19 protein-coding genes are annotated in these 25333 nt (G+C 65.5%); 3 read left to right on the forward strand and 16 right to left on the reverse strand.

Translation table 11 applies throughout. The features are described from left to right. Positions 1-19 precede the first annotated feature (19 nt). Complete coding sequence (locus AC07XP_RS08990; protein ID WP_495264409.1) at positions 20-922, forward strand: carbohydrate kinase family protein; 903 nt, start codon at positions 20-22, stop codon at positions 920-922. A gap of 117 nt (positions 923-1039) precedes the next feature. Here the strand turns inward: AC07XP_RS08990 and AC07XP_RS08995 are convergent, their stop codons facing one another. From AC07XP_RS08995 to AC07XP_RS09030, 8 genes are all read right to left on the reverse strand, one after another. Continuing rightward, positions 1040-1600 carry a histone H1-like DNA-binding protein gene (locus tag AC07XP_RS08995; protein WP_056575601.1) on the reverse strand — a complete coding sequence of 187 codons (561 nt, stop codon included), beginning with the start codon at positions 1598-1600 and terminating at the stop codon, positions 1040-1042. Between the two features lie 199 nt (positions 1601-1799). Then, positions 1800-2990, reverse strand: coding sequence for a ribonucleotide-diphosphate reductase subunit beta (locus tag AC07XP_RS09000; protein WP_495264410.1), 1191 nt, complete (start codon positions 2988-2990; stop codon positions 1800-1802). A 212-nt stretch (positions 2991-3202) separates the two neighbouring features. After that, positions 3203-6115, reverse strand: coding sequence for a ribonucleoside-diphosphate reductase subunit alpha (locus AC07XP_RS09005; RefSeq protein ID WP_062480342.1), 2913 nt, complete (start codon positions 6113-6115; stop codon positions 3203-3205). 349 nt (positions 6116-6464) lie between these two features. Further along, the gene (gene ampD / locus AC07XP_RS09010) at positions 6465-7082 is read right to left on the reverse strand and encodes a 1,6-anhydro-N-acetylmuramyl-L-alanine amidase AmpD (protein ID WP_495264411.1); all 618 of its coding nucleotides are present in this window, start codon (positions 7080-7082) and stop codon (positions 6465-6467) included. Further along, on the reverse strand, positions 7069-8619 hold the full coding sequence (locus tag AC07XP_RS09015) for a sigma-54-dependent transcriptional regulator (protein ID WP_495264412.1): 1551 nt from the start codon (positions 8617-8619) through the stop codon (positions 7069-7071). Before AC07XP_RS09015 ends, ampD begins: the two co-directional genes overlap by 14 nt. A gap of 5 nt (positions 8620-8624) precedes the next feature. Continuing rightward, positions 8625-10322 carry a two-component system sensor histidine kinase NtrB gene (locus AC07XP_RS09020; protein ID WP_495264413.1) on the reverse strand — a complete coding sequence of 566 codons (1698 nt, stop codon included), beginning with the start codon at positions 10320-10322 and terminating at the stop codon, positions 8625-8627. Next, positions 10319-10576, reverse strand: coding sequence for a PP0621 family protein (locus AC07XP_RS09025; protein ID WP_062480350.1), 258 nt, complete (start codon positions 10574-10576; stop codon positions 10319-10321). The genes AC07XP_RS09020 and AC07XP_RS09025 overlap by 4 nt, the downstream gene beginning before the upstream one ends. Further along, positions 10573-11385: a cytochrome C assembly family protein gene (locus AC07XP_RS09030; protein ID WP_056575582.1), complete on the reverse strand. Its 813-nt coding sequence runs from the start codon at positions 11383-11385 to the stop codon at positions 10573-10575. The genes AC07XP_RS09025 and AC07XP_RS09030 overlap by 4 nt, the downstream gene beginning before the upstream one ends. A 160-nt stretch (positions 11386-11545) precedes the next feature. On the opposite strand from AC07XP_RS09030, the gene ffh reads away from it, so the two are divergent. Then, the gene (ffh, locus tag AC07XP_RS09035) at positions 11546-12934 is read left to right on the forward strand and encodes a signal recognition particle protein (RefSeq protein WP_487848071.1); all 1389 of its coding nucleotides are present in this window, start codon (positions 11546-11548) and stop codon (positions 12932-12934) included. A gap of 104 nt (positions 12935-13038) precedes the next feature. On the opposite strand, the gene AC07XP_RS09040 is transcribed toward ffh, so the two are convergent. From AC07XP_RS09040 to AC07XP_RS09075, 8 genes are all read right to left on the reverse strand, one after another. Next, a complete protein-coding gene (locus AC07XP_RS09040; RefSeq protein ID WP_495264414.1) occupies positions 13039-13767 on the reverse strand; it encodes a DUF2290 domain-containing protein in 729 nt (242 codons plus the stop codon). Further along, positions 13697-15802 (reverse strand): DEAD/DEAH box helicase, encoded by a 2106-nt coding sequence (locus AC07XP_RS09045; RefSeq protein ID WP_495264415.1) that lies wholly within the window; start codon positions 15800-15802, stop codon positions 13697-13699. Before AC07XP_RS09045 ends, AC07XP_RS09040 begins: the two co-directional genes overlap by 71 nt. Before the next feature lie 280 nt (positions 15803-16082). Further along, entirely contained in the window at positions 16083-18101 is a 2019-nt protein-coding gene (mdoH, locus tag AC07XP_RS09050) for a glucans biosynthesis glucosyltransferase MdoH (protein ID WP_495264416.1), read from the reverse strand. Positions 18102-18503: 402 nt separating this feature from the next. Then, a complete protein-coding gene (locus AC07XP_RS09055) occupies positions 18504-19892 on the reverse strand; it encodes a sigma 54-interacting transcriptional regulator (protein WP_062480357.1) in 1389 nt (462 codons plus the stop codon). Beyond that, positions 19889-20497, reverse strand: coding sequence for a hypothetical protein (locus AC07XP_RS09060; protein ID WP_495264417.1), 609 nt, complete (start codon positions 20495-20497; stop codon positions 19889-19891). Before AC07XP_RS09060 ends, AC07XP_RS09055 begins: the two co-directional genes overlap by 4 nt. 84 nt (positions 20498-20581) lie before the next feature. Then, on the reverse strand, positions 20582-22009 hold the full coding sequence (locus AC07XP_RS09065; RefSeq protein ID WP_095743632.1) for a sensor histidine kinase: 1428 nt from the start codon (positions 22007-22009) through the stop codon (positions 20582-20584). Beyond that, positions 22009-23367 carry a tRNA (N6-isopentenyl adenosine(37)-C2)-methylthiotransferase MiaB gene (miaB, locus tag AC07XP_RS09070; RefSeq protein ID WP_369631269.1) on the reverse strand — a complete coding sequence of 453 codons (1359 nt, stop codon included), beginning with the start codon at positions 23365-23367 and terminating at the stop codon, positions 22009-22011. Before miaB ends, AC07XP_RS09065 begins: the two co-directional genes overlap by 1 nt. Positions 23368-23456: 89 nt before the next feature. After that, complete coding sequence (locus AC07XP_RS09075; protein ID WP_159273895.1) at positions 23457-23915, reverse strand: hypothetical protein; 459 nt, start codon at positions 23913-23915, stop codon at positions 23457-23459. A gap of 253 nt (positions 23916-24168) precedes the next feature. Between AC07XP_RS09075 and AC07XP_RS09080 the strand changes: the two genes are divergently transcribed. Next, complete coding sequence (locus AC07XP_RS09080) at positions 24169-25323, forward strand: efflux RND transporter periplasmic adaptor subunit (protein ID WP_495264497.1); 1155 nt, start codon at positions 24169-24171, stop codon at positions 25321-25323. The last annotated feature ends 10 nt before the right edge of the window (positions 25324-25333 follow it).

Raw genomic sequence — 25333 nt, forward strand, 5'->3', positions numbered from 1 at the left:
TCCAACCTACGGTCCACCCATGGCAGCAGTGATTTGCGGTTCCCTCGCGTTCGACACCATCATGACTTTCGAAGGCCGGTTCGCCGACCAGATCCTGCCGGACCAGCTGCACATCCTGAATGTGTCGTTCCTGGTGCCGGGCCTGCGCCGTGACTTCGGTGGCTGCGCCGGCAACATCGCCTACAGCCTCAACGCCCTGGGCGGCACGGCGCTGCCGATGGCCACGCTGGGCAGCGACGGCGCCGACTACGCTGAGCGCATGCGCACGCTGGGCATCAGCACGGAGTTCGTGCGTCAGCTCGACGACACCTTCACCGCGCAGGCGATGATCATGAACGACACGGACAACAACCAGATCACGGCGTTCCATCCCGGCGCGATGCAGCAGGCGCACATCACGAAGGTGGTGGCGCGCGAGGACATCAAGCTCGGCATCATCGCGCCCGACGGCCGCGAGGCGATGCTGCAGCACGCCGAGCAATTCGCTGTCGCCGGCATTCCCTTCGTGTTCGATCCGGGCCAGGGCCTGCCGATGTTCGACGGCGATGCACTGCGTCACTTCATCGAGCTCGCGAGCTGGGTCGTCGTCAACGACTACGAAGGCAAGATGCTGTCGCAGCGCACCGGCTGGAGCCTGGCCGAGATCTCGCAGCGCGTGCGCGGCCTCGTGGTCACGCTGGCGGCCGAGGGCTGTGAAGTGTGGACCGGCGGCGAGCGCGAGCACGTGCCCGGCATGACGCCCACGGCCGTGGTCGAGCCCACGGGCTGCGGCGACGCGTGGCGCGGCGGCCTGCTGTACGGCCTGGAAAAGGAATGGCCGCTGGCGCGCTGCGCAGCCCTCGGCAACCGCATTGGCGCGCTCAAGATCGCGCAGCGCGGACCGCAGAACTACCAGATCGATCGCGCGACGCTCGACCTGTGATTCGCTGACGACCTGCCCGCATCGCTTCGGCGATTCGGCGACAGCGGGCGCCCATGAAAAAAGCCCGGCACCTTGCGGTGCCGGGCTTCGTGCCTTTCAAGGCCGCTGAGAATTCACTCAGGGCTTGCTGGCCGTCGGAAACGGCCAGGCTGCCTGGGGATTCAGCGTCGTTTGCGCCGCAGGGGCAGGCGCTACGGCAGCCTTCGCAGGCGCGGCGGCCTTCTTGGCAGCAGGCTTCTTGGCAGCAGCGGCAGGCTTGGCAGCGGGCTTTTTCGCGGCTTTCTTGGCCGCGGCCTTCTTGGCAGGGGCCTTCTTGGCGGCAGCCTTCTTCGCAGGGGCCTTCTTGGCAGCAGCCTTCTTGGCAGGCGCCTTCTTCGCTACGGCCTTCTTGGCAGGCGCCTTCTTGGCGGCGGCCTTCTTTGCCGGAGCCTTCTTGGCAGCGGCCTTCTTCGCCGGTGCAGCCTTCTTCGCTACGACCTTCTTGGCTGCAACCTTCTTGGCCGCGACCTTCTTTGCCGGAGCCTTCTTCGCTACGACCTTCTTGGCGACAGCCTTCTTAGCCGGAGCCTTCTTGGCAGCGACCTTCTTTGCCGGAGCCTTCTTCGCGGCGACAGCCTTCTTAGCCGGAGCCTTCTTTGCAGCGGCCTTCTTGGCCGGCGCTTTCTTTGCAGTTGCCATTTCTATTTCTCCTTGATCAAGTTGAAAAAATCAACCTATTGAAGCACTCCACGCGCGTTGGGAGCGTGAAGCGATTCATGGCGTTGGAATCTGAGCCCCAGCACCATGAACACCTGAGCCCTCGTCCATGCCGCGCTCTTTGGCGCAGTCGGTGGCAAGGGCAATTCTTGAATTCATGAATTGTTGTGTATCGAAAAATTCAATCCCAGGAGAGCGCACCACCCGACTGGTACTCGATCACGCGGGTTTCGAAAAAGTTGCGCTCTTTCTTCAGGTCAATCATTTCGCTCATCCAGGGGAACGGGTTTTCCTCGTTCGGGAAGAGCGTTTCGAGGCCGATCTGCTGCGCGCGCCGGTTGGCGATGTAGCGCAGGTAGCCCTTGAACATGGAGGCGTTCATGCCGAGCACGCCACGCGGCATGGTGTCTTCGGCGTATTTGTATTCGAGCTCGACGGCCTTCATGAAGAGGTCCTTGATCTCGGCCTTGAACTCTGCGGTCCACAGGCCAGGATTCTCGAGCTTGAGCTGGTTGATCAGGTCGATGCCGAAATTGCAGTGCATCGACTCGTCGCGCAGGATGTACTGGTACTGCTCGGCAGCGCCGGTCATCTTGTTCTGACGGCCCAGCGCAAGGATCTGCGTGAAGCCGACGTAGAAGAAGAGACCTTCCATCAGGCAGGCGAACACGATGAGCGACTTGAGCAGCGTCTGGTCGGTCTCGTGCGTGCCGGTCTTGAAGTTCGGGTCGCTGATGGCGTCGATGAACGGGATCAGGAACTGGTCCTTCTCGCGGATCGACGGCACTTCGTTGTAGGCGTTGAAGATCTCGCTCTCGTCCAGGCCGAGCGACTCGACGATGTACTGGTACGCGTGCGTGTGGATCGCTTCCTCGAAGGCCTGGCGCAGCAGGAACTGGCGGCACTCGGGGGCCGTGATGTGGCGGTAGGTGCCCAGCACGATGTTGTTGGCGGCCAGCGAGTCGGCGGTCACGAAGAAGCCGAGGTTGCGCTTGACGATGCGGCGCTCGTCTTCGGTCAGGCCGTTCGGGTCTTTCCACAACGCGATGTCGCGCGTCATGTTCACCTCTTGCGGCATCCAGTGGTTGGCGCAGGTGGCGAGGTACTTTTCCCAGGCCCACTTGTACTTGAACGGCACCAACTGGTTGACGTCGGTCTGGCCGTTGATGATCCGCTTGTCGGAAGCCTTGACGCGCTGGCCTGCAGCGGCGGCCACCGGTACGGTGGCAGTGGCGGGTTGTGCAAGCGACGAAGTCGGAGCGGCGACCGCGCGGCCAGCGGAAAGACCGCCGGTCGATGCGTGGTGCTGCTGCAATCCTTGTTGCATATCCTTTGGTAAGGAGGGCTTGACTTCTTCGTCCCAGGTCAACATAGAAAAATCCAATGCGCAATTATCGGAGCAACGATGTGAGTTGCAAAGTGCTCGTTCACATCGTGCGCCATTTATGGGGTTGTTATGTTGCTCGCATGCATCGCGCGACGTCAGTCAATGCCTTGATTGATTGAACGTCGCGCGCTTTTCAATTGTGCGAGCACCTCGCTGATCGATCGAAGCGTCTTGTGTGTTGACGCTTCACTTGCACATCACTGGCAGGCTTCGCAGGTCGGATCGTCGACACCGCAGAACGCGATGTCGGTGGCGGGCATCGCGCTCATCTGTGCCTTCGCTGCAGCAGCGGCGGCTTCGAGTGCGCTCATGCCCGAGGGTGCGTCGTTGCCCGACGACACCGCGTTGAGACGGCCCGATTGCACCGTCGACTTTTCAGCGTGCGTCGCGCTCTGCGTGCGCAGGTAGTACGTGGTCTTCAGGCCGCGCAGCCAGGCGAGCTTGTAGGTGTCGTCGAGCTTCTTGCCCGAGGCGCCGGCCATGTAGATGTTCAGCGACTGCGCTTGGTCGATCCACTTCTGGCGACGCGCGGCGGCTTCCACCAGCCACGTCGTCTCGACTTCGAACGCGGTGGCGTACAGCGCCTTCACGTCCTGCGGCACGCGGTCGATGGGACGCAGCGAGCCGTCGAAGTGCTTCAGGTCCATGACCATCACGTCGTCCCACAGGCCCAGGCGCTTCAGGTCGCGCACCAGGTAGTGGTTGATCACGGTGAACTCGCCCGACAGGTTCGACTTGACCGACAGGTTGCCGAAGCAGGGTTCGATCGAGGCGTCCACGCCGATGATGTTCGAGATGGTCGCCGTGGGGGCGATGGCCACGCAGTTCGAATTGCGCATGCCGTCGGCCTTGATCTTGGCGCGCAGCGAATCCCAGTCGAGGGTGGCCGAGCGGTCCACTTCGACGTAGCCGCCGCGGGCCTTCTCGAGCAGGTCGAGCGAGTCGATCGGCAGGATGCCCTTGTCCCACAGCGAGCCCTTGTAGCTGGAGTACTTGCCGCGTTCCTTGGCCAGCTCGGTCGAGGCCCAGTAGGCGTGGTAGCAGATGGCTTCCATCGACTCGTCGGCGAACTGCACGGCTTCCTGCGAGGCGTAGGGAATGCGCAGTTCGTACAGCGCGTCCTGGAAGCCCATCAGGCCCAGGCCGACCGGACGGTGGCGCAGGTTCGAGTCGCGCGCCTTCTTCACGGCGTAGTAGTTGATGTCGATCACGTTGTCGAGCATGCGCATCGCGGTCGAGATGGTGCGCTTGAGCTTTTCCTGGTCGACCTTGCCGTCCTTCAGGTGCTGCAGCAGGTTCACGGAACCCAGGTTGCACACGGCGGTTTCGGTGTCGCTGGTGTTCAGCGTGATCTCGGTGCACAGGTTCGACGAGTGCACGACGCCGGCGTGCTGCTGCGGCGAGCGCACGTTGCAGGCGTCCTTGAACGTGATCCAGGGATGGCCGGTCTCGAACAGCATCGTGAGCATCTTGCGCCACAGGTCCGAGGCCTGGAGGGTGCGCGCGGGCTTGATCTCGCCGCGGGCGGCCTTCTCTTCGTAGGCGACGTAGGCCTTCTCGAAGTCGGCGCCGAACAGGTCGTGCAGGTCAGGCACGTTGGAGGGCGAGAACAGCGTCCAGGTGCCCTTTTCCATCACGCGGCGCATGAACAGGTCGGGGATCCAGTTGGCGGTGTTCATGTCGTGCGTGCGGCGGCGGTCGTCGCCGGTGTTCTTGCGCAGCTCCAGGAACTCCTCGATGTCGAGGTGCCAGGTTTCCAGGTACGTGCAGACGGCGCCCTTGCGCTTGCCGCCTTGGTTGACGGCCACGGCCGTGTCGTTCACCACCTTCAGGAACGGCACCACGCCCTGCGATTCGCCGTTGGTGCCCTTGATGTGGCTGCCCAGTGCGCGCACGCGGGTCCAGTCGTTGCCCAGGCCGCCGGCGAACTTCGACAGCAGTGCGTTTTCCTTGATCGACTCGTAGATGCCGTCCAGGTCGTCGGGCACGGTGGTCAGGTAGCAGCTGGACAGCTGCGAGCGCAGCGTGCCGGCGTTGAACAGGGTGGGCGTGCTCGACATGAAGTCGAACGACGACAGCACTTCGTAGAACTCGATGGCGCGGGCTTCGCGGTCGATTTCGTTCAGCGACAGGCCCATGGCCACGCGCATGAAGAACGCCTGCGGCAGTTCGATGCGGGTCTTGCGCACGTGCAGGAAGTAGCGGTCGTACAGCGTCTGCAGGCCCAGGTAGTCGAACTGGTTGTCGCGCTCGGCCTTCAGGGCGGCGCCCAGGCGGGGCAGGTCGTACTGCAGCAGCTTCTCGTCGAGTAGCTCGTTTTCGACGCCCTTCTTGATGAACTGCGGGAAGTAGTCGGCGTAGGCGGTGGCGCGCTCGACCGGCATCACTTCGCGGCCGATGATTTCCTTGAAGATCGTGTGCAGCAGCAGGCGCGCGGTGGCGAAGGTGTAGTCGGGGTCCTTCTCGATCAGCGTGCGGGCGGCCAGGATGGAGGCCTTGTAGACCTCGTCCAGCGGCACGCCGTCGTACAGGTTGCGCATCGTCTCGGCGACGATGGGGGCGGCGGTGATGCTGTCGCCCAGGCCCTGGCAGGCCGATTCGATCAGGCCCTTGAGCTCGTTCAGGTCCAGCGCCACGCGCTCGCCGTTGTCGAGCACGTGCAGCGCCGGCGCGGCGGGCACGTCCTGCTCGCCTTGCTTCGAGCGTTCCTGGGTGCGGCGTTCGCGGTACAGCACGTAGGCGCGCGCGATTTCATGGTGGCCGCCGCGCATCAGGCCGAGCTCGACCTGGTCCTGCACGTCTTCGATGTGGAAGGTGCCGCCGCCCGGACGCGAGCGGACCATGGCGCGGATCACGCCTTGCGTCAGCGTGTCGACGGTCTCGCGCACGCTGGCGGAAGCCGCGCCCTGGGTGCCGTGCACCGCCAGGAAGGCCTTCATCATGGCGATGGCGATCTTGTTCGGCTCGAAGGGAACGACGGCGCCGTTGCGGCGGATGATCTGGTAGTGCGCGAGGTTCTGACCGGTGGGCGAGCCCGCAGTGTCTTGTTGCTGCTGCGGCGTCGCGGGGACGGCGCGGGGGGTCGACGGGGTGTTCAGTGCAGTTTGCATTCGCTTCCTCTCGGTTGTGCAATTCTTGTTGGTTGGCAAGGCCTCGCGGGCCTTGCGTCGGCGTTGTTGCCGAACGGGAAGACACTATATCTAGGGTGTCTGTGCCCTACAAGCCACTACAGGTAGTGTTTTCCTATGGACGCAACCCATACAGGAATTGCGCCGCACTCAGCGCATCGCCAGCGATGCCGCGTGAATACTGGCCCATGGTGGCGCAACCCGCACGGGGCGCGGCTTGCAAGGCGATTTGGGCCTGCAGCCCGCATGGTTGCTACGTCGCGTGCCTGCGCTTGCGAGATTGCTGCGCTGCGAGAGCGGCGCATCGCGGGCCACGGAGCGATTGAAAAAATTAGCGCGCGACCACCTGCTCGGGAAACATCTGTGGATTCCAGCCGAGCTGTTCGCGCAGCAGGCGCCAGTCGAAACCGGCGCCGGGGTCCTGCTTGCGACCGGGCGCGATGTGCTCGTGGCCGGCGATGTGGGCGATGGCGTAGTGCTGCGCGAGCGCGGCGCACAGGCTGGCCAGCGTCTCGTACTGCGCCTCCTCGAAGCGTTCGCCCTCGAGGCCTTCGAGCTCGATGCCGACGGAGTCGTCGTTGCAGTTGGTGCGTCCGCGCCACGACGACACGCCGGCATGCCAGGCGCGGTCCTCGCAGCTCACGAACTGCCAGAGCTCGCCGTTGCGTCGCACATAGAAATGCGAGGACACCTCGAGCCCGCGGATCGACTGGAAGTACGGGTGCGCGTCCCAGTCGAGCCGGTTGGTGAAGAGCTGCTGCACGGCGTCGCCGCCGTATTCGCCCGGTGGCAGGCTGATGGAATGCAGCACGATCAGGTCGGTCTGCGCGCCGACAGGGCGCGGGCCGAAGTTGGGCGAGGGCAGGGCCTTGGCGAAGCGGTACCAGCCGGCGCGCCAAAGTCTGTCGTCGCCGGCCGGTGTCGTGGCGAGGTCGTCAGTCGTCGGCATGCGCGGTGGCACCGTCGTCGCCGTTGGGCGTGGAGATGCCCAGGCGCGCGATGCGGTAGCGGATCTGGCGCAGGCTCATGCCCAGCCGCGCGGCGGCGGCCGTGCGGTTGAAGCCGCTTTCGTGCAGCGCGCGCACGAGGATCTCGCGCTCCTGCTGGTCGAGCCAGGCTTGCAGGTCGGAGGGCAGCGGCGGCGGCGCGGGCTTGGGCTCGACCGCCGGCGCGGCGGCCGCAGCCACCGCAACGGCGGCTGGCGCTTCGGCGGATTCGCTGCGCGGCGCGGCCGGCATCGGCGTCATCGCGCCCATCAGGTCGATGTGCAGCTCGTCGCCGTCGTTCAGCGCCACGGCGCGGTGCAGCAGGTTCTCGAGCTCGCGCACGTTGCCGTCGAGTGGGTGCTGGGCCAGGCGCTGCAGCACCGCGTCGGACAGGCGCGGCACGGGCAGGCCGCCGTCCTGCGCGATGCGCGCGAGCAGCGCGGTGCACAGCGCAGGCAGGTCTTCGCGGCGCTCGCGCAGCGCGGGCACGGCGATCTCGATCACGTTGAGCCGGTAGAACAGGTCCTGCCGGAAGCGGCCGGCCAGCACCTCGGCGTGCAGGTCTTTATGGGTGGCGCTCACGATGCGCACGTCGACCGCGTCTTCCTGCGTCGAGCCGATGGCGCGCACGCTGCGTTCCTGGATGGCGCGCAGCAGCTTCGACTGCATGGCCAGCGGCAGGTCGCCGATTTCGTCGAGGAACAGCGTGCCGTCGCGCGCCGCCTGGAAGTAGCCGTCGCGGTCCTGCGAGGAGCCGGTGTACGAGCCCTTCTTGGCGCCGAAGAACTCGGCCTCGAGCAGGTTCTCGGGGATCGCGCCGCAGTTCACCGCGACGAAGGGGCCTTCGCTGCGCTGGCTGCAGCCGTGCACGGCGCGCGCGACCAGCTCCTTGCCGGTGCCCGATTCGCCGCGCACCAGCACCGGCGCCATGCCGCGCGCCACCTTGGCGATGCGCGACTTCACGAGGCGCATCGGGTCGGAGTCGCCGACCAGCCGGTCGAGCGCGGTGGCGCCGCTGCGCGTCACGGCCAGCACATCGGGACGCTCGCCGCCCTGGCCGGCGGCCTGCGGCGGCGCCTTCTGCGGCACGACCACCGCCGCGCGGTTGGCCTGCACGGCCGACGCCACCACGGCGCGGAACTGCTTCAGGTCGACCGGCTTCGTGAGGTAGTCGAAGGCGCCGGCCTTCAGCGCCTCGACCGCGTTCTCGGCCGAGCCGTAGGCGGTCATGACCACGCAACGCTCGCTGCGCTGGTCTTTCTGGATGCGGTGAATGATCTCCATGCCTTCGCCGTCGGGCAGCCGCATGTCGGTGATCACGGCGTCGAAGCGGCCGGCTTCGAGATGCTGCCAGGCTTCGGACACGCTGCCTGCGGCTTCCACCCGGTAGCCTTCACGCAGCAGCGTGAGTTCGTAGAGCGTGCGCAGGTCGGGTTCGTCGTCGATGACGAGGATCTGCGCGGGGCGCGGGGCGGCGGCGGAAGGCGGGAGAGAGCTCACGGCCGCTATTGTGTCAGCCGGTTTTCGCTCGGTGCGAAGCTGACGAAGAATTCATTGCCCTCGGGCCCGCCCGGCACCAGTGCGCGCCGTTCGTAGCCGATGGTGGCGCCGTGGCGCCGGCACAGCTCGCGGCACAGGAACAGGCCCAGGCCGCTGGAGCGGCTCTCGGACGAGAAGAAGGGTTCGAACAGGTGGCGCTGCACCGCCGGCTCCAGCGGCGCGCCGTCGCTCCACACCAGCAACGCGGCGCGCTGCACGCCGGCGCGCTGCACCGTGGTGATGACCTGGATCGCGCCGTCGCGCTGGCTGGCGTAGCGCGCGGCGTTGTCCAGCAGGTTCACCAGCAGCCGGCGCAGGTGCTCGGCCTCGAAGCGCACCTCGCTGCCCGGCGCGTCGAGCGCCACGCGCACGCCCTTGCGCTGCGTCTGGCGTATCCATTCCTCGGCCAGGATCTGCGCGGCCGGGTCGAGCACCAGTTGCTCGCCCAGCGAGAGCACGCGCTGCTGGCGCGCGCGCGAGACGTCGAGCACGTCGTCCACGATGCGCGCCAGGCGCTGCGCGTTGTGCTGCACCATGTCGGTCAGCTTGCGGTGCGCCGGGTCGGTCAGGTCTTCGCTGAGCAGCGCGCTGGCTTGCGCGATGGCGGCCAGCGGGTTGCGGATTTCATGCGCCACCGCGGCCGACATGCGGCCCATCGCGGCGAGCTTCTCGGTGCGGATGCGGGCTTCGAGCTCGCGCAGGTCCTGCAGGAACATCACGCACAGGCTGTCGGCGCGGCGGTCGTCGGTGGGCGTGAGCCGGGTGCGCACGCGCACCTCGCGCGCCGCGCCGCGTGCCTGCGCCACCGGGATCTCTTCGGTCTGCGGCGCGCGCCGGGCGAAGGTCTGGCGCGCCAGCGCGGCCAGCGCGTGCCAGGCCGGCTGGGTGTGCAGCGGGAACGGCAGCGCCAGCTGCGCCAGGCCCTGGCCGAGGATCGCGTCGGCCGCCGGGTTGGCTGCGTGCACCAGGCCGTCGGTGTCGATCACCAGCACGCCTTCGCTGAGGGTTTCGATCACCAGGTCGTTGACCTGCGCCTGCATCTGCGCGTGGCTGCGGCTGCGCTGCGCCACCGCTTCCTCGCGCGCCAGCCGGCGCGCGAGTTCGTGCGCGAGCAGCGCCACCACGAACAGGCCGGTGCCGGTGAGGGCGGCCTGCACGAAGCGCGCCGAAGGATCGCCGGGTTGCTGCAGCCAGTGCCAGCCGGCGTCGGCCAGCAGCAGCAGCGTCACGGTGGCCGTGGTGCCCAGGCCGACGAGCAGCGTGCCGAGCACCGCGCTCATCAGCACGGGCAGCGCGAACAGCGGCGTGTAGTTGACGCTGCCGCCCTGCAGCACCTGCAAGGCGCTGAAGATGCCCAGGTCGACCCCGATGGTCAGCAGCCAGAGGGTGGAGAAGCCGCGGATCGGCGGCTCGAAGTGCGCGTAGCGCATCTCCAGCCAGGCCAGCACGAGGTAGCCGCCCGACAGCACGATCGGCAGCGGTTGCACGGCCTGCCCGATGGCGAAGGCCACGCCCTGCAGCAGCACCAGCACCACCGCCACGAAGCAGCGCGCCGCCATGAAGCCGCGCCACAGCCGCAGCAGCGCGGTGCTGTCGCCGGCGCCCAGGTCGAGCACGTCCCAGTCGGTGGCCGGCTCGCCGCGCGACCGGCGCAACGAACTCATGCGGAGGTGCCGGCTTGGCGGTGCGCGGCGCTGCAGAACACCGCGCCGTCCGGCCCGGGGAGTGCGTCGGCCGCAGGCAGGTGCAGCCCGCAGTGGGCGCAGCGCACCATCGCCTGCGGCGGGCCGACGGCCGGCGTGCGCTGCTGTGCCTTCTTGGCGCGTTCTTGCTGCGCGTCGCGCATCTCTTCGCGCCGGTTCTTGCGCCAGAGCCAGATCGCGACCCACACCACCGCGAGGACGAGCAGGTACTTCATGCGGGCAGGCGCGTCAGCACGACTTCGAGCACGAAGCGCGAGCCCACGTAGGCCAGCAGCAGCAGCGCCGCGCCCGCATACAGCACGCGCCGCGCCGTGCGTCCGCGCCAGCCGAAGCGCGCGCGCCCGGTCAGCAGGACCGCGAAGCTGAGCCAGGCGAGCACCGAGAAGATGGTCTTGTGGTCCCACTTCCAGGCGCGGCCGGCGGCGCCGTAGAGCTGTTCGCTGAACAGCAGGCCGGCCAGCAGCGTGGCCGACAGCAGCACGAAGCCCGCCGTGACGAAGCGGAAGGTGAGCCGTTCCAGCGTGAGCAGCGGCACGCCGGCCTGCGCATCGGCGCTGGCGAGGCGGATCTGCTTTTCGGCCCGCGTGATCAGCCAGGCGTGCACCACGGCGGCGCCGAACAGGCCGTACGAGGCGATGCCCAGTGCGAGGTGCAGCGGCAGCCAGGGCGAGGCGCTGACATGCAGCGGCGTGCCCGGGAACAGCAGCGCCAGCAGCACGGCCGCTGCGCCCAGCCAGGCCAGCGCGCGGCGTGCCTTCAGTTGCGGATACAGGCGGCTTTCGACCGCGTAGACCGTGAGCACCAGCCACGCCGTGACCGACAGCGCCGGCGCAAAACCGAAGCGAGGGTCGCCGCCGATCAGCCCGTGGCCGAGCACCGCAGCGTGCAGCAGCCATGCGATGCCGAGCGCCCATTGGGTGGTCTGGCGGCTGAGCCGCGCACCGGCGGCAGCGGCAAAACCGTAGGCTGCCGCGGTGGCGATGCCCAGTGCCACGCCGAGTGGGGAGGGGATCGCTAAAATCATCGGTGGAGTGTATAGGCTCGCCCCCCGGCTTCGCGCACGTCGCGTCGCTTCGCCCACCCCGCCGGGGGCGCCCCCCGCGAGAGAGCGGGCCCACATACCGCTTCCAGGTTTTCACGACTTTCCATCGGTCCGCTGCCGCGGACAACAAGGTATTTCCTTCATGGCCACCGCCCTCACCGAAAAGTTCTCCCGCCTCGTCAAGACGATGAGCGGCCAGGCGCGCATCACCGAAAGCAACGTGCAGGACATGCTGCGCGAGGTGCGCATGGCGCTGCTGGAGGCCGACGTGGCGCTGCCCGTGGTGCGTGACTTCGTCGCCCGCGTGAAGGAGAAGGCGCTCGGCCAGGAAGTGCTGGGCTCGCTCAAGCCGGGCCAGGCGCTGGTGGGCATCGTCAACCGCGAACTCGCCGCCACCATGGGCGAGGGCGTGTCCGACATCAACCTCGCGGCCCAGCCGCCGGCGGTGATCCTCATGGCCGGCCTGCAAGGCGCCGGCAAGACCACCACCACGGCCAAGCTCGCCAAGCACCTGATCGAGAAGCGCAAGAAGAAGGTGCTCACCGTGTCGGGCGACGTGTACCGCCCGGCCGCCATCGAGCAGCTCAAGACCGTCACCAAGCAGGCCGGCGCCGAGTGGTTCCCGAGCACGCCCGACCAGAAGCCGCTGGACATCGCGCGCGCCGCGCTCGACCACGCCAGGCGCCACTACTTCGACGTGCTGCTGGTCGACACGGCCGGCCGCCTGGCGATCGACGAAGTGCTGATGACCGAAATCAAGCAGCTGCACGCCGAGCTCGATCCGGTCGAAACCCTGTTCGTGGTCGATGCCATGCAGGGCCAGGACGCGATCAACACCGCCAAGGCCTTCAAGGAGGCGCTGCCCCTCACCGGCATCATCCTGACCAAGACCGACGGCGATTCGCGCGGCGGTGCGGCGCTGTCGGTGCGCCAGGTGACGGGCGTGCCGATCAAGTTCGCCGGTGTGAGCGAGAAGATCGACGGCCTCGAGGTGTTCGATGCCGAGCGCCACGCGGGCCGCATCCTGGGCATGGGCGACATCGTCGCGCTGGTCGAGCAGGTCACGGCCGGCGTCGACGTGGCGGCGGCGCAGAAGCTGGCCGCCAAGGTCAAGAGCGGCGCGGGCTTCGACCTGAACGACTTCCTCGGCCAGCTGCAGCAGATGAAGCAGATGGGCGGCCTCTCCAGCCTGATGGACAAGCTGCCGCAGCAGATGGCCGCCAAGGCCACCGAGGCCGACATGACGCGCGCCGAGCGCGACATCCGCCGCAAGGAAGGAATCATCCAGAGCATGACGCCGCTGGAGCGCCGCAAGCCCGAGCTGCTCAAGGCCACGCGCAAGCGCCGCATCGCGGCCGGCGCGGGTGTGCAGGTTCAGGAAGTGAACCGGCTGCTCAACGAGTTCGAGCAGATGCAGGGGATGATGAAGAAGATGAAGGGCGGCGGCCTGATGAAGATGATGAAGAAGATGGGCGGCATGAAGGGCATGGGCGGAATGGGTGGGGCTGGTGGGCCGAAGCTGCCGTTCTAGGCGGGCAAGTGCCTCCCATAAGACAAAAGGCTCTCAGGGTTGTACCTGCGAGCCTTCTTTTTTACGCCAAGACTTGGGGTACCACTTGGAATGGCTGTCGAGGTTTACGCCAAATAGGTTTGTAACTCGTCTATTTCAACCCAATGAGGGTCTTCCACTAAAGGGAGTTCGCTACGGATTTTTCTGGATATTCGCAGTTCCTCTGCGCGCGGCAGTAGTCGATCCCAGTTTCGAGGGTAATGCTGTCGAATGACAAGTAAAACAAAAGCCAATGGAGTTAGGTGCCGCCGAAAAGCAAAGCGTATTTCGTTATCAAATCCGATGTGCAGGTGCGCGGTCGGATGTGTGCATCCACGATAGGCAAGCGAATCTTCATCGTATCGAATTGGTGCAATATGCGTGCGTAAATTCGCCGTTTCTAATACCAAGCCATATTCCTCTTCGTGATCCTGGATGTTCTTTGCGGAAACTGATAGTCCACGCTCTGCGAGAAATTGCCTTAATGTCGGGATGTCAAGGGGGCAGGGATAAAAGCTGTAGCTTTTTTTATTGTTTTCTTCTGAGAAAAGAAAAAATGACTTGTCTTCTAGAAGGAAGTGAAGCCATTTTTCACGAAGCGCCAATTTCCATTGATCGGTGTAGTCAAGCTCCCTAAGCGCAAAGCTAATTTCTTGATTGGCTCGAAAATGCTCCGCTGCGGTATATTCGATTGAGATTCCGGCATATCGAAAATATGGGCGAAAGTCGCTAAGTTGCATACGATTAGGATGTCTTTTTTCTTGGCTTTTTCCGAGAGCGAACTTCTCTGAGCCTTCGCATAAGAAGCTGTTCAAGCTCTTCTGGCTCCATATCGTTTGCAAGTCTTGAAATTGCTTCGTCGACCTCCTCAGGAGCCGCCCGCGTCAAATCTCGCTTCATCACTAAGAGTTCTTCGGGTTGCGGGTATTCAAATACAAGGCTGGGTAAATTGCGTTTTGCTTCGGCTAATTCAATTTCAAACGCCTGCGCTGAAACTCCTATTCCGGTAACACTCAACCATCCTTTTGCCCTCGTCATTGCAGTAAATGCACGGTTTCTGTTTTTCGGTGTTCGTGAGTTAAAAACTCCGTCGATACCCATCAGATGAACGACGTAGGCTTCATTGCCCTTTGCCTTGTAAACAGTAGAGAGAGTTACTTTTCCCTCGCTCTGAAAATCCCTGATTGAGTAGGAATCCTCTTGAAGGTTATTTGTTGCTATCCCGACCTCGCGCAGTGCTTTTTGGAGTACGTTGAAATATCCTTGAGCATTTCGGTCATCAGCACATATCACCAAAATATCCTCAGGTGATATACCTTCTATTTTTGTGTCATGCACGATCTTGTCAACAACATGGTTGACTTCCTCGGTGAGGCTGCCGCATACCTTAACGGAAACCAACTCGTCCACGCTTTGTTGTTTACTGATTGACGATGGGGAGTTTTCCTCCGGCCTGTCTACTCTTACATTCTCACCGCTGATCAGCTTGCCACTCGATACGACGTATCCAAGGTCATTCCAATGATCTTCGGATTCAAGCATCTGCACGATTCTTTTTCCATATATTCCAAAGCCGATTGCATGGGCGCAAACTAAAATTTCCCTAGGATTTCGATAGCACTTGTGAAGGATGATGTCTTCATCGAAATTTACTAACGTGTCTCCTGAAGAATTTGTCCCAAACAGTGAGCTGGCGGTAGGTGCTTCGACATCAAAAATGGTTTGAAAGGCATCGTAGGCAATGACTAGTTTCTCTTCTTTTGCAAGCTGAATTGCCAAAGTCATAAACTCGGGGGGGAAATCTTGAGCTTCATCGACAAAGACATAGTCAAAAAGGTCTGCCACCGCGGTATCTTTGATCAGAAGGCTGCAGGCATATGCAAAGGGTTGATTTTTGTCTTTGGAGGCTGCTTGGCCATAGGTCAATGCGGTATGCCCGAAGGTTTTTGCCGCAAGATGGTAAAGCCCCGGGGCTGTTTGGCCTCCCCATGCATGTAGGATTCTTATCTTTTTCCAATCCGGATCCTTGTCCTCGTGGAGCCGATAAAATCTTGTAATGAGTTGCTTGAGGTGTTGATAGAGGCTTTTTGTATAAAATGTTACGGCAATTCGTGCATCGGGATCGCGAATTGCTGTAAGCGCTGCCTTCATGGCTAATACAACCGTTTTCCCTGATCCGGCTAATCCTCTAATACGCTGCGTACCCAACACCTCGGTCATATAGGCGACCCGCTGATCGCGATCGAAACGGCGAATCTCTTCTTCTAGCTCTGATATCAGAGCTATTTTTGATGTGGCCGAATAACCTGTGACTCGGCGTTCTTTTGCTCGAATTAAAACCTTAGACCCATCAAGGACAGAGACCAATTCCTCAAATACTGTCGCGGTCAGTTCTCGTTGCAGTTTTTGATTTCGCAAACATGCAGTTAAAGCGTTGAGGCCAACAGTAACCGGCGGTCCTGCCGGCAATGAGGATTCCGGAATCCATAAAATTGCATCTAACGGGAATCCAAGCTGAGCACGGCCATTTCGTAGTTTTGGATATTTAACTAATCGAGAGAATATTTGGCTAAAAGCACCTTCCAGCTGAGCAAGCGTTTCACTGCTCTCTGGCTCGTTGGATGGAAGTGAATTGGCCGTCGAAATCAAAAGAACCCCATGATTTGGGGAGATAATTACCAGCTGTGCTATTAATAAATTTTCCTCTTCTCTGAATAAAGGGAAATTAAAAAACGCAATGGCCTCCGTTAACCCTAAATCAACTTGATTGTGATCAAGGTGCTCCAATATTGTTCGAATATTTGGTTCGGCCTGCGAGAGCGAAGGTTTAGGGAGTATCTGAAATGGCATATAGCACTTTTGTTTGGAAGATTCTGGCAGGTCGGTGCGGCAAAGCCAGGAATTTTTAGGCGCTTAGGTAAGGCGTATCACCAGTCTTGTGCGTCTCATGTTCTTCGCGGTGCGGCTGGTTCATTGCGCTCGGCGCTGCGTCTTTCAACCGCTGATTATTCGTCCAAAAATCGACTTTCGTTAATCGGCGTGCCGTGCAGTTTGCGGCATGAAAAAAGCCGGCGCAATGGCCGGCTTGTTCTTTCGAGATGCGACAGAGGGTTTCAGCGCATCAGCCCTTTCAGGCTGCAGCCAGCGCCGCCGGGCGCGCCAGGCGCAGCGCATGCATCCAGGCGCGGCGCAGCACGGCGGGCGAACGCGATTCCTCAGGAATCAGCAGGAAACCGCGGTCGCGCAGCGTGGTGCCCAGCGCGATCTGGCTGGTCAGCACGGTCAGCGGGATCGCCAGCAGCAGCGGCAGGCCGACGGGCATGAGCCAGATCAGCGCGCTCGGGTCGATCATCGCGACACCGACGGCCAGCATGGCGATCACCAGCGTCATGGGGGCCAGCTGCGAGGCAGCGACCTTCCACGGCACGGCGGCGGCTTCACGCGGGGGCGACTTCCAGTCGAGCTTGATGCCGGTGAGAGCGACCAGCACGAACAGCGAGTGGGCCAGCATGCGCACCGGAGCCTGCACGATGGCCAGGCCGGCTTCGAGCACCGAGCTCTTCACCAGGCCCCACACACCGCCGTACTGGCGTTGCTCACCGCGCATCAGCACGGCGGCGATGCCCAGCACGCGCGGCAGGAACAGCAGGCACAGGGTCCAGACCCACAGGCCGGCCAGTTCGGCGGGCAGCACGTTCCAGCTCGACACCAGGCTCGAGCCGCTCAGCCACAGGGCGGTGCCCAGCGTCAGGAAGGCCAGCCACAGCGGGGCCGAGACGTACGCCATGGTGCCGGTCACGAACATCGCGCGGTGCACCGGGTGGATGCCGGGCTCGGCCATCAGGCGGGCGTTCTGCAGGTTGCCCTGGCACCAGCGGCGGTCGCGTTGCAGTTCGGCCAGCAGGTCCGGTGGTTGCTGCTCGTAGCTGCCGACCAGGTCGGACACCAGCCACACGTGGTAGCCGGCGCGGCGCATCAGCGCGGCTTCGACGAAGTCGTGCGACATGATGCCGCCCGACATGCCGCCGGTGCCCTTGATCGGGGCCAGTGCGCAGTGCTTCATGAAGGCTTCGACGCGGATGATCGCGTTGTGGCCCCAGTAGTGCGACTCGCCGAGCTGCCAGAACTGCATGCCCAGCGTGAACAGGCGACCCGTCACGCGCGAAGCGAACTGCTGGGCGCGGGCGTGCAGCGTGACGTGGCCGATGGCCTGCGTCGCGGTCTGGATGATGCCGGCGGTGGGGTTGGCTTCCATCAGCTTGACCATCGAGGCCAGGCAGTCGCCGCTCATCACGGAGTCGGCGTCGAGCACGACCATGTAGCGGTAGTCCTTGCCCCAGCGGCGGCAGAAGTCGGCCACGTTGCCGGCCTTGCGGTGCGTGCGGCGGGTGCGCAGGCGGTAGTACACCTCGACCTGCGGCTGGTTCGGGCTCTCGGCCAGCGCGGCGCGCAGGTCTTCCCAGGCGGCGCGTTCGGCGGCGGCGGTCTCGGGGTTGTAGCTGTCGGACAGCACGAACACGTCGAACTGCTTGGCGTGGCCCGTGGAGGCAACCGATTCGCAGGTGGCGCGCAGGCCGGCGAACACGGTGGCCACGTCCTCGTTGCAGATCGGCATGATGATCGCGGTGCGTGCCTCGGGGTTCATCGGGTGGTGGGCCACCTGTTTCGCCGAGAGGGCGTGCTTGTCACCGCGCACGGAGACATAGAAGCCCATGAGCGCAGTCACGAAGCCGGTGACGACCCAGCCCGAGAGCAGGCCGTACAGGCCGATCTGGCCGTATTCGAGCCAGACGTTGTCGTAGTCGGGTTGCACGCTGGCGAACAGCGACGACGCGATCACGGTGCTCAGCAGCGTGAGCAGCATGAAGGCGAGGCGGCGCTGGCCGGCGGCGCGTTCCCAGGCCTGCGGGGCCGGGGTGGCTTGCTTGGCGGCGGGGGCGCTGTCGGCATTGCGGCCGGCGCCCAGGCGCACGAGCAGCGCGGTGCCGAGGCTGTTCCAGAAACCACGCCAGGGGCGCGGTGCCATGGAACCGCGGTTCAGCGGCGGTGCGGTGACGGCGTTGGGGTGGCGTTCCTCGCGCAGCGCGCTGCGGCGTGCGAAATCGGATTCGGCGAGGACGTTGAGGTGGGAGAAGTCGTTCGGCTTCATCGGTTCATTCACCAACGTTGCTTGTCGAGGGGGGTGTCGCCAATGGCCGGAAGGCGCTTGAAGACGCAGTCCGTGGCGGCGCCGCCGACGCCGGAGAGCGCGGTCAGCGAATGGCCCGCGGCACGGGGCCGCGAGGAGGAAAACTGCTTTTGACGCAGGCCGTCGCGCTGCGGACGCAGTGCGAAAGATGGGCTGGTAAGTGCTGTCATGCCAGTACAGGGGCAAACCCTGTGCCAGCCTGGAAAAACGCTTTCAAATCAACGACTTGGCGTGACTCGGAATCGTTTTCCGTGGGGGAGGGGCCTGCCGGGCCCCCGAAACCCCCGTTTTTGTCGCCGAATCCCGACAGGCCGGGGAGGCCCTCGGGAAACAGCCTTTCAAATCAACGACTTAGGCCTGTCGCTACTCGGCGACAGGGTCGCCGCCGGGAGCGACAACGTCGGCCTTGAAGTTGCCCGGCGTGAGCTCGTGCTTCTGCAGCAGGCGGTAGAACTCGGTGCGGTTTCGGTCGGCCAGGCGGGCCGCGTCGGCCACGTTGCCGTCGGTCAGCTTGAGCAGGCCGACGAGGTAGTCGCGCTCGAAACGCTGCTTGGCCTCGGCGTAGGTGAGCACCTCCACGCTCGGCACGCGCAGCGCGCGCTGCACCAGCGCCAGCGGGATCAGCGGCGAGCCCGACAGCGCGCAGACCTGCTCCACCACGTTGTAGAGCTGGCGCACGTTGCCCGGCCACGCGGCGGTGGTCAGCGCTTTCAGCGCCTCGGGCGCGAAGCCCGACAGCCGCTTGCCGTACTTGGTCGACAGCTTCTGCAGGAAGTGGTTGGCCAAAAGCGGAATGTCCTCGCGCCGCGCTGACAGCGGCGGCAGCGTGAGCGTCACCACGTTCAGGCGGTAATAGAGGTCTTCGCGGAACTGGCCGGCTTCCATCGCGGCGTCCAGGTCGCGGTGGGTGGCCGAGACGATGCGCACGTCGACCTCGATCGACTGGCTCGCGCCCAGCGGGCGCACCGCGCGCTCCTGCAGCACGCGCAGCAGCTTGACCTGCAGCGCGGGCGGCATGTCCCCGATTTCGTCGAGCAGCAGCGTGCCGCCGTCGGCCTGCTGGAACAGGCCCTTGTGGTTCGCGTGGGCGTCGGTGAATGCGCCCTTCATGTGGCCGAACAGCTCGGATTCGAGCAGCGCCTCGGGAATGGCGCCGCAGTTGACCGCCACGAAGGGCTTGTCGGCGCGCGCGCTGGCCTTGTGGATGGCGCGCGCCAGCAGTTCCTTGCCGGCGCCGGAGTCGCCGCGCAGCAGCACGGAGGCGTCCGACTTGGCGACCATGCGCGCCTCGGCCAGCAGCTCGGCCATGCGGTTGCTGCGGCTCACGATTTCCGAACGCCAGCTGTCGTCGCCGGTCTTGCTCGGCGTGGCCGCGGGAGCGCCGAGCGCCAGCGCCTGCGCGATCTTCTCGAGCAGTTCGCGTGCGTCGTAGGGCTTGGTGAGGTAGGTGAACACGCCGCGCGCCGTGGCCTCGACCGCGTCGGGAATGGTGCCGTGCGCGGTCAGCAGGATCACCGGCAGCGTCGGGTGGCGCTTGCGGATCTCGTCGAACAGCTGCAGGCCGTCGCGCCCGGGCAGGCGCACGTCGCTGAGCACCAGTTGCGGGTGCTCGATCTCGAGCTGCGTGAGCGCGGTCTCGGCCGAGGTGACGGCCGTGACCTGGTAGCCCGCCGACACCAGCCGCATCGAGAGCAGCCGCAGCATGTCCGGGTCGTCATCGACCACGAGGAGGCGGGCACCAGTGGTACTCATGGATTCGTTCGGCTTCCGTTGGAGGGCGTGGGTGCCGGCGTGTTCGGCCGGGCGAAGCTGCGCTCGATGGCGCGCAGCGCCTCGATGCGCTCGTTGAGCTGGTCGATGCGGCGCTGGCTGTCGCGCAGCTGCTGCACCTGCTTGTCGCGGTCGTCCTCGACGCGGCGCTGCTCGACATAGCGCGCCGCCAGCGCCCGCGCGAGCGGATGCAGCGGCTGCGCCTCGGGCGCCGGGTTGGCGATCACGCGCTGCAGCAGGCCCAGCGCGCGCGCCAGGTCGGCCGGCACGCGGGTCTGTGCGAGCAGGATCGCCAGCTGCATCTGCGCCGCGGGCGTTTCGCCCTGTTCGCTGACGCGCGCAATTTCGGCGCTCAGGTCGGCGCCGCCCAGCGGGCGCACCTTGTCGGCATAGGCCAGCATGGTTGCGACGGGGCCTTGGGTGAGCTGCGTGAAGAGCGAGGCCGGCTGCGTGGCCGGCGCGCGGGGCTCGGCCTCGACCGGCACGACGCGCGGCGCGGCCACGGGCGGCGGCAGCGCGTCGGCTTCGGCCGGCGGCTTGGGCTGGGAGGCGCAGGCCGCCAGCAGCAGGGCGCATGGCACGGCCATGGCCCCGGCGAAGGTGGATCTGCGGACGAACGAAAGGAACATGGGTCGAAAAGGCGCGGGGCGGTGTGGGTGGGGTGTCCGGGGTCAGGTCGTGCGCGGCAGTTCGATGCGAAAGCGTGCACCGGGGCCGTCCGGCAGCAGGGCGATGCGGCCCCCATGGGCTGCAATGTACTCCTGCACGATGGAAAGTCCGATGCCGGTGCCTTTCACCGTGTGCTCTGGCTGGCGCTCGCCGCGGAAGAAGGGTTCGAAGATGCGGTCGCGGTCGTTCACGGCAATGCCGGGGCCGGCGTCGCACACGTCGATGTGCACCGCCTCGGGCGTGCCCGACACGGCCAGCGTGATCACGCCGCCCGCGGCCGAGAAGCGGATCGCGTTCGACAGCAGGTTGGCGATGGCGGTGCCGAGCTTGGTGCGGTCGACCGTGAGGGCGATCGGCTCGCCCTCGGCGCGCACGCGCAGGCCGTGCGCCTGCCACTGCAGGCGCTGGGCCTCGATCTGCTCCTCGATCAGCGGCAGCAGCTCGGTGCGCTCGCGGCGCAGCTCGCGCGCCTCGAAGGCGGCGGCGTTGAAGCGCAGCAGCGCCTCGATCTGGTTCTGCAGCGACACGGTGTTCTGCTGCAGGATCTGCGCGACCTCGAGCTGGGCCGGGTTCAGCGGGCCGGTCACGCCGTCCTCGAGCAGCGACACGCCTTCGCGCAGCGCCGCCAGCGGCGTCTTCAGTTCGTGCGACACGTGGCGCAAAAAGCGCGCCTTGTCGGCGTCGAGTTCGGTCAGGCGCAGGCGCAGCCATTCGAGCTGCTGCGACACGCGCCGCACGTCGGCCGGGCCGCGAATGTCGATCGGTTCGTCGAGCCGGTTCTGGCCCAGGCCGACGATGGCGTTCTCGAGCCGCTTGAAGGGGCGCGCCAGCCAGATGCCGAAGGCCAGCGCCAGCGACACGGCCAGCACGCTGGCAGCCACCACCTCGCGCATCAGCCGGCGGCGCGCGTTCTCGATGCGCTTGGCCAGCGCGTCGTTCTGCGTTTCGATCAGGAACTGCGCCTGCTGGGCGATGTTGGTGTTGAGCGCGTCAAGTTCGCGGAACTGCATCGCCATCGTGCTTTCGCGCGCCAGGGCGCTGTCGGGGCTGCCGCCGAGCAGCCCTTCGATCACGCCGAGCTGGCTGCGCCACATGTCGATGCCGGCGGCCGGCAGGCCGTTGCGCTCCAGGCGCTCCAGCACCTGGTGGGCTTCGCGCGCCGCCTCGTCGAAGCGGCGGCGCAGCACGGCGTCGTTGAGCACCAGCGACTGGCGTCCCGCGCGTTCCATGGCCGCGCTGCGCTCGGCCAGCGACTGCGAGGCGCCCGACAGGCGCAGCGCGCGCGCGGCGGCGTCGCGGCTTTGCGTGACGAGCGCGTCGTACTGCAGCACCGAGCGCAGCGCCACGCCCACCAGCAGCGCGGTGATCAGCAGGAAGGCGAACAGCAGGAGCTGCTGGAACGAGCCCCGGACGGATGGACGTTTCGCCATCAGTGGGCGAGCGCCGTAGCGGCAGCCAGGGCCGATTCGCGCGTGACCACTTCGCCGCGCAGCGTGTAGGCCAGCGAGCGGGTGATGCGCAGGTCGGCCATCTGGCCCACGAGGCGGGCGTCGCCTTCGAAGTTGACGACGCGGTTGCAGGCGGTGCGGCCCATGAGTTCGTTGGCGTCCTTGCGCGAGGCGCCCTCGACCAGCACGCGCTGCGTGCTGCCCACCAGCGCATCGCCGAAGCGGCGCACGTTGCCGTCGATCACGCGCTGCAGCGTCTGCAGGCGCGCCAGCTTCACTTCGTGCGGCGTGTCGTCCTGCAGCGCGGCGGCGGGCGTGCCGGGGCGCGGGCTGAAGATGAAGCTGAAGCTGTTGTCGAACTGGCAGTCGTCGATGAGCTTCATCATCTTGTCGAAGTCGGCGTCGGTCTCGCCGGGGAAGCCGACGATGAAGTCGCTGCTCAATGCGAGGTCGGGCCGGATGGCGCGCAGCTTGCGCACCGTGCTCTTGTATTCCATGGCCGTGTAGCCGCGCTTCATGGCCATGAGGATGCGGTCGCTGCCGTGCTGCACCGGCAGGTGCAGGTGCGAGACGAGCTGCGGCACCTTGGCGTAGGCCTCGATGAGCCGGGGCGTGAACTCGTTCGGGTGGCTCGTGGTGTAGCGGATGCGCTCGATGCCGGGGATCTCGGCGACGTATTCGATGAGCAGCGCGAAGTCGGCGATTTCGGCGGTGTCGCCCATCTTGCCGCGGTAGGCGTTCACGTTCTGGCCCAGCAGCGTGATCTCGCGCACGCCTTGGTCGGCCAGTCCGGCGATCTCGACCAGCACGTCGTCCAGGGGGCGGTTCACTTCCTCGCCGCGGGTGTAGGGCACCACGCAGTAACTGCAGTACTTGGAGCAGCCTTCCATGATCGACACGAAGGCGGTCGCGCCTTCGACGCGCGCGGGCGGCAGGTGGTCGAACTTCTCGATCTCGGGGAAGCTGATGTCCACCTGCGGGCGGTCCAGGCGCTCGCGGTCGTTCAGCATCTCGGGCAGGCGGTGCAGCGTCTGCGGGCCGAACACGATGTCGACGTAGGGTGCGCGCGCGATGATGGCCTGGCCTTCCTGGCTCGCCACGCAGCCGCCCACGCCGATCTTCACGCCCTTGGCCTTCAGGTGCTTCACGCGGCCGAGGTCGGAGAACACCTTCTCCTGCGCCTTCTCGCGCACCGAGCAGGTGTTGAACAGGATGAGGTCGGCCTCGTCCACGTTCTGCGTGGGCTCGTAGCCCTGCGCGGCGTGGAGCACGTCGGCCATCTTGTCCGAGTCGTACTCGTTCATCTGGCAGCCGAAGGTCTTGATGAATACTTTTTTCATGGGGAGCTCTCTGTGCCCTTCGCAAAGAGGAAGGGCTGCGAGGCGCGCGTGGCGCCCGCGGATTTTTGCTTGCTTGCGGCCCGGCCGCGTTACTGCGTGTTCAGCGTGTCGTTCGAGACGAACGGCCAGATGTTCAGGAACGGCTTGTTCAGCGATTCGCGGCTGGCCATGGCCTCGTCGGGCGTCAGGATCCAGACCTCGCGCAGCAGCCCGGCGGCGTCGCGCGTGTAGTTCACGAGGTACTTCTGGCCGATGATCGCGCCGGGCATCACCAGCATGTTCTGCGGGCTGCGGATGCGCGCGCCGGCGCCCAGTCGGTCGGCCCGGCCGTCGAGCTCGACGTCGGGGGCGCTGGTCACCATGAACTTGCCGCGCAGCGTGCCGATGGGGAAGTTGCGCCCGCCATTGAGCGACTCGTTCTGGGTCTGCGGACGGGGCACCTCGTCCTGGGCGCTGGCCTGGAGGGAGAAAAGACCGGCGGCGCCGGCAAGGGCGGCGCAGATAGCGAGGGAAGTGAGCGTTTTCGTGGGTGTCTTGCAGCGGTTCATGGGGTATATCCAGAGGCTGTGGACCGGCGATTTTAGCGAGGGGGTGTTTTCCCTCATACCGGGTGCAGCGGGTGGTGCGGGGGCTTTGCGTCGGCCTGCTTTACATTTCTTTACGGCGCCCGTGAACACCGTGCGTCGGCCACTGCTCCAATAGCTGCTGTCAGCCCAAAGTGCACAAGAACCCATGAAGAAATCTGCCGCCTTCGCCCTCGCGGGCGTGTTGATCGTAGCCGTCGCAGGCGGCTGGTGGCGCATGTCGGGCGATCGGCCCGTCACGAAGGACACGAAGGATGCCAAGTCCGCGAACGCCGGGCCTCCCGCCGCGCTGGTCACGCTGGCCACGGCCGAGAAGCAGGACGTGCCGGTCACGGTGCAGGTCAACGGAAGCGTGGTTTCGCTCAACAGCGTCGACCTGCGTCCGCAGGTCACCAACACCGTGAGCGCGGTGCACGTCAAGGAAGGCCAGTTCGTGAAAGCAGGGCAGCTGCTCTTCACGCTCGACGACCGCAACGACCAGGCCAACCTGGCGCGCGCCCGGGCCCAGCAGCAGAAGGACGAGGCCACCATGGCCGACCTGGAGCGCCAGTACAAGCGCAGCCAGGACCTGGTGGCACAGAACTTCATTGCCAAGAGCGCGGCCGATGCCACGCTGTCGCAGCTCCAGGCGCAGCGCGCCGCCGTGGCGGCCGACCGCGCGGCCGTGCAGTCGGCGCAGGTGGCGCTGGGCTACGCCACGCTGCGCGCGCCCATCGCGGGGCGCATCGGCGCCGTCAACATCTACCCGGGCACGCTGGTGCAGCCCACGCTGTCGCTGGTCACCATCACCCAGCTCGACCCGATCGCCGTGAGCTTCCCGGTGCCCGAGGGCAACCTGCAGGACCTGCTGGCCGCGGCGCGCACGCGCGCCAAGGTCGAGGCGCTGGTCACGGGCCGGCGCGAGCCGCTGTTCGGCACGCTCGATTTCGTCGACAACACGGTCGATCCGCAGATCGGCACCGTGCGCGCCAAGGCTGTGTTCGCCAACGCCGACCAGAGCCTGTGGCCCGGCCAGTTCGTCAACACGCGCATCACGGTGCGCATGCTCGACGGCGTCACGGTGGTGCCGGCCGCGGCGCTCATGATGCTGTCCGACGGCGCCACGCTGTACGTGGTCGATGCCGAGCGCAACGCGGCACGTCGCCAGGTCAAGGTGCTCCACACCTTCGGCACCAAGGTGGCCGTGAGCGGCGTGACGCCCGGCGAGCAGGTCGTGATCGAAGGCAGCCAGAACGTGCGCCCGGGTGGCAAGGTGCGCATCGACGTCAAGGCGCCGGCCGGGCCGGGTGGGGCCCCCGCCAACGGCACCACGGGCGTCACGCCCGGCAGCGCGGCTTCGTCGGACATCCAGCCGGCGCGAGAACGGGCATGAGCCGCCGGGC

It is taken from the genome of Variovorax sp. GW531-E2 (assembly GCF_059423125.1).

Coding starts and splice junctions, on each gene's coding strand:
- AC07XP_RS08990 (WP_495264409.1), top strand. CDS start 20: ATGGCAGCAGTGATTTGCGGTTCCCTCGCGTTCGACACCATCATGACT.
- AC07XP_RS08995 (WP_056575601.1), bottom strand. CDS start 1,600: ATGGCAACTGCAAAGAAAGCGCCGGCCAAGAAGGCCGCTGCAAAGAAG.
- AC07XP_RS09000 (WP_495264410.1), bottom strand. CDS start 2,990: ATGTTGACCTGGGACGAAGAAGTCAAGCCCTCCTTACCAAAGGATATG.
- AC07XP_RS09005 (WP_062480342.1), bottom strand. CDS start 6,115: ATGCAAACTGCACTGAACACCCCGTCGACCCCCCGCGCCGTCCCCGCG.
- ampD (WP_495264411.1), bottom strand. CDS start 7,082: ATGCCGACGACTGACGACCTCGCCACGACACCGGCCGGCGACGACAGA.
- AC07XP_RS09020 (WP_495264413.1), bottom strand. CDS start 10,322: ATGAGTTCGTTGCGCCGGTCGCGCGGCGAGCCGGCCACCGACTGGGAC.
- AC07XP_RS09025 (WP_062480350.1), bottom strand. CDS start 10,576: ATGAAGTACCTGCTCGTCCTCGCGGTGGTGTGGGTCGCGATCTGGCTC.
- AC07XP_RS09030 (WP_056575582.1), bottom strand. CDS start 11,385: ATGATTTTAGCGATCCCCTCCCCACTCGGCGTGGCACTGGGCATCGCC.
- ffh (WP_487848071.1), top strand. CDS start 11,546: ATGGCCACCGCCCTCACCGAAAAGTTCTCCCGCCTCGTCAAGACGATG.
- AC07XP_RS09045 (WP_495264415.1), bottom strand. CDS start 15,802: ATGCCATTTCAGATACTCCCTAAACCTTCGCTCTCGCAGGCCGAACCA.
- mdoH (WP_495264416.1), bottom strand. CDS start 18,101: ATGAAGCCGAACGACTTCTCCCACCTCAACGTCCTCGCCGAATCCGAT.
- AC07XP_RS09055 (WP_062480357.1), bottom strand. CDS start 19,892: ATGAGTACCACTGGTGCCCGCCTCCTCGTGGTCGATGACGACCCGGAC.
- AC07XP_RS09060 (WP_495264417.1), bottom strand. CDS start 20,497: ATGGCCGTGCCATGCGCCCTGCTGCTGGCGGCCTGCGCCTCCCAGCCC.
- AC07XP_RS09065 (WP_095743632.1), bottom strand. CDS start 22,009: ATGGCGAAACGTCCATCCGTCCGGGGCTCGTTCCAGCAGCTCCTGCTG.
- miaB (WP_369631269.1), bottom strand. CDS start 23,367: ATGAAAAAAGTATTCATCAAGACCTTCGGCTGCCAGATGAACGAGTAC.
- AC07XP_RS09075 (WP_159273895.1), bottom strand. CDS start 23,915: ATGAACCGCTGCAAGACACCCACGAAAACGCTCACTTCCCTCGCTATC.
- AC07XP_RS09080 (WP_495264497.1), top strand. CDS start 24,169: ATGTCGGGCGATCGGCCCGTCACGAAGGACACGAAGGATGCCAAGTCC.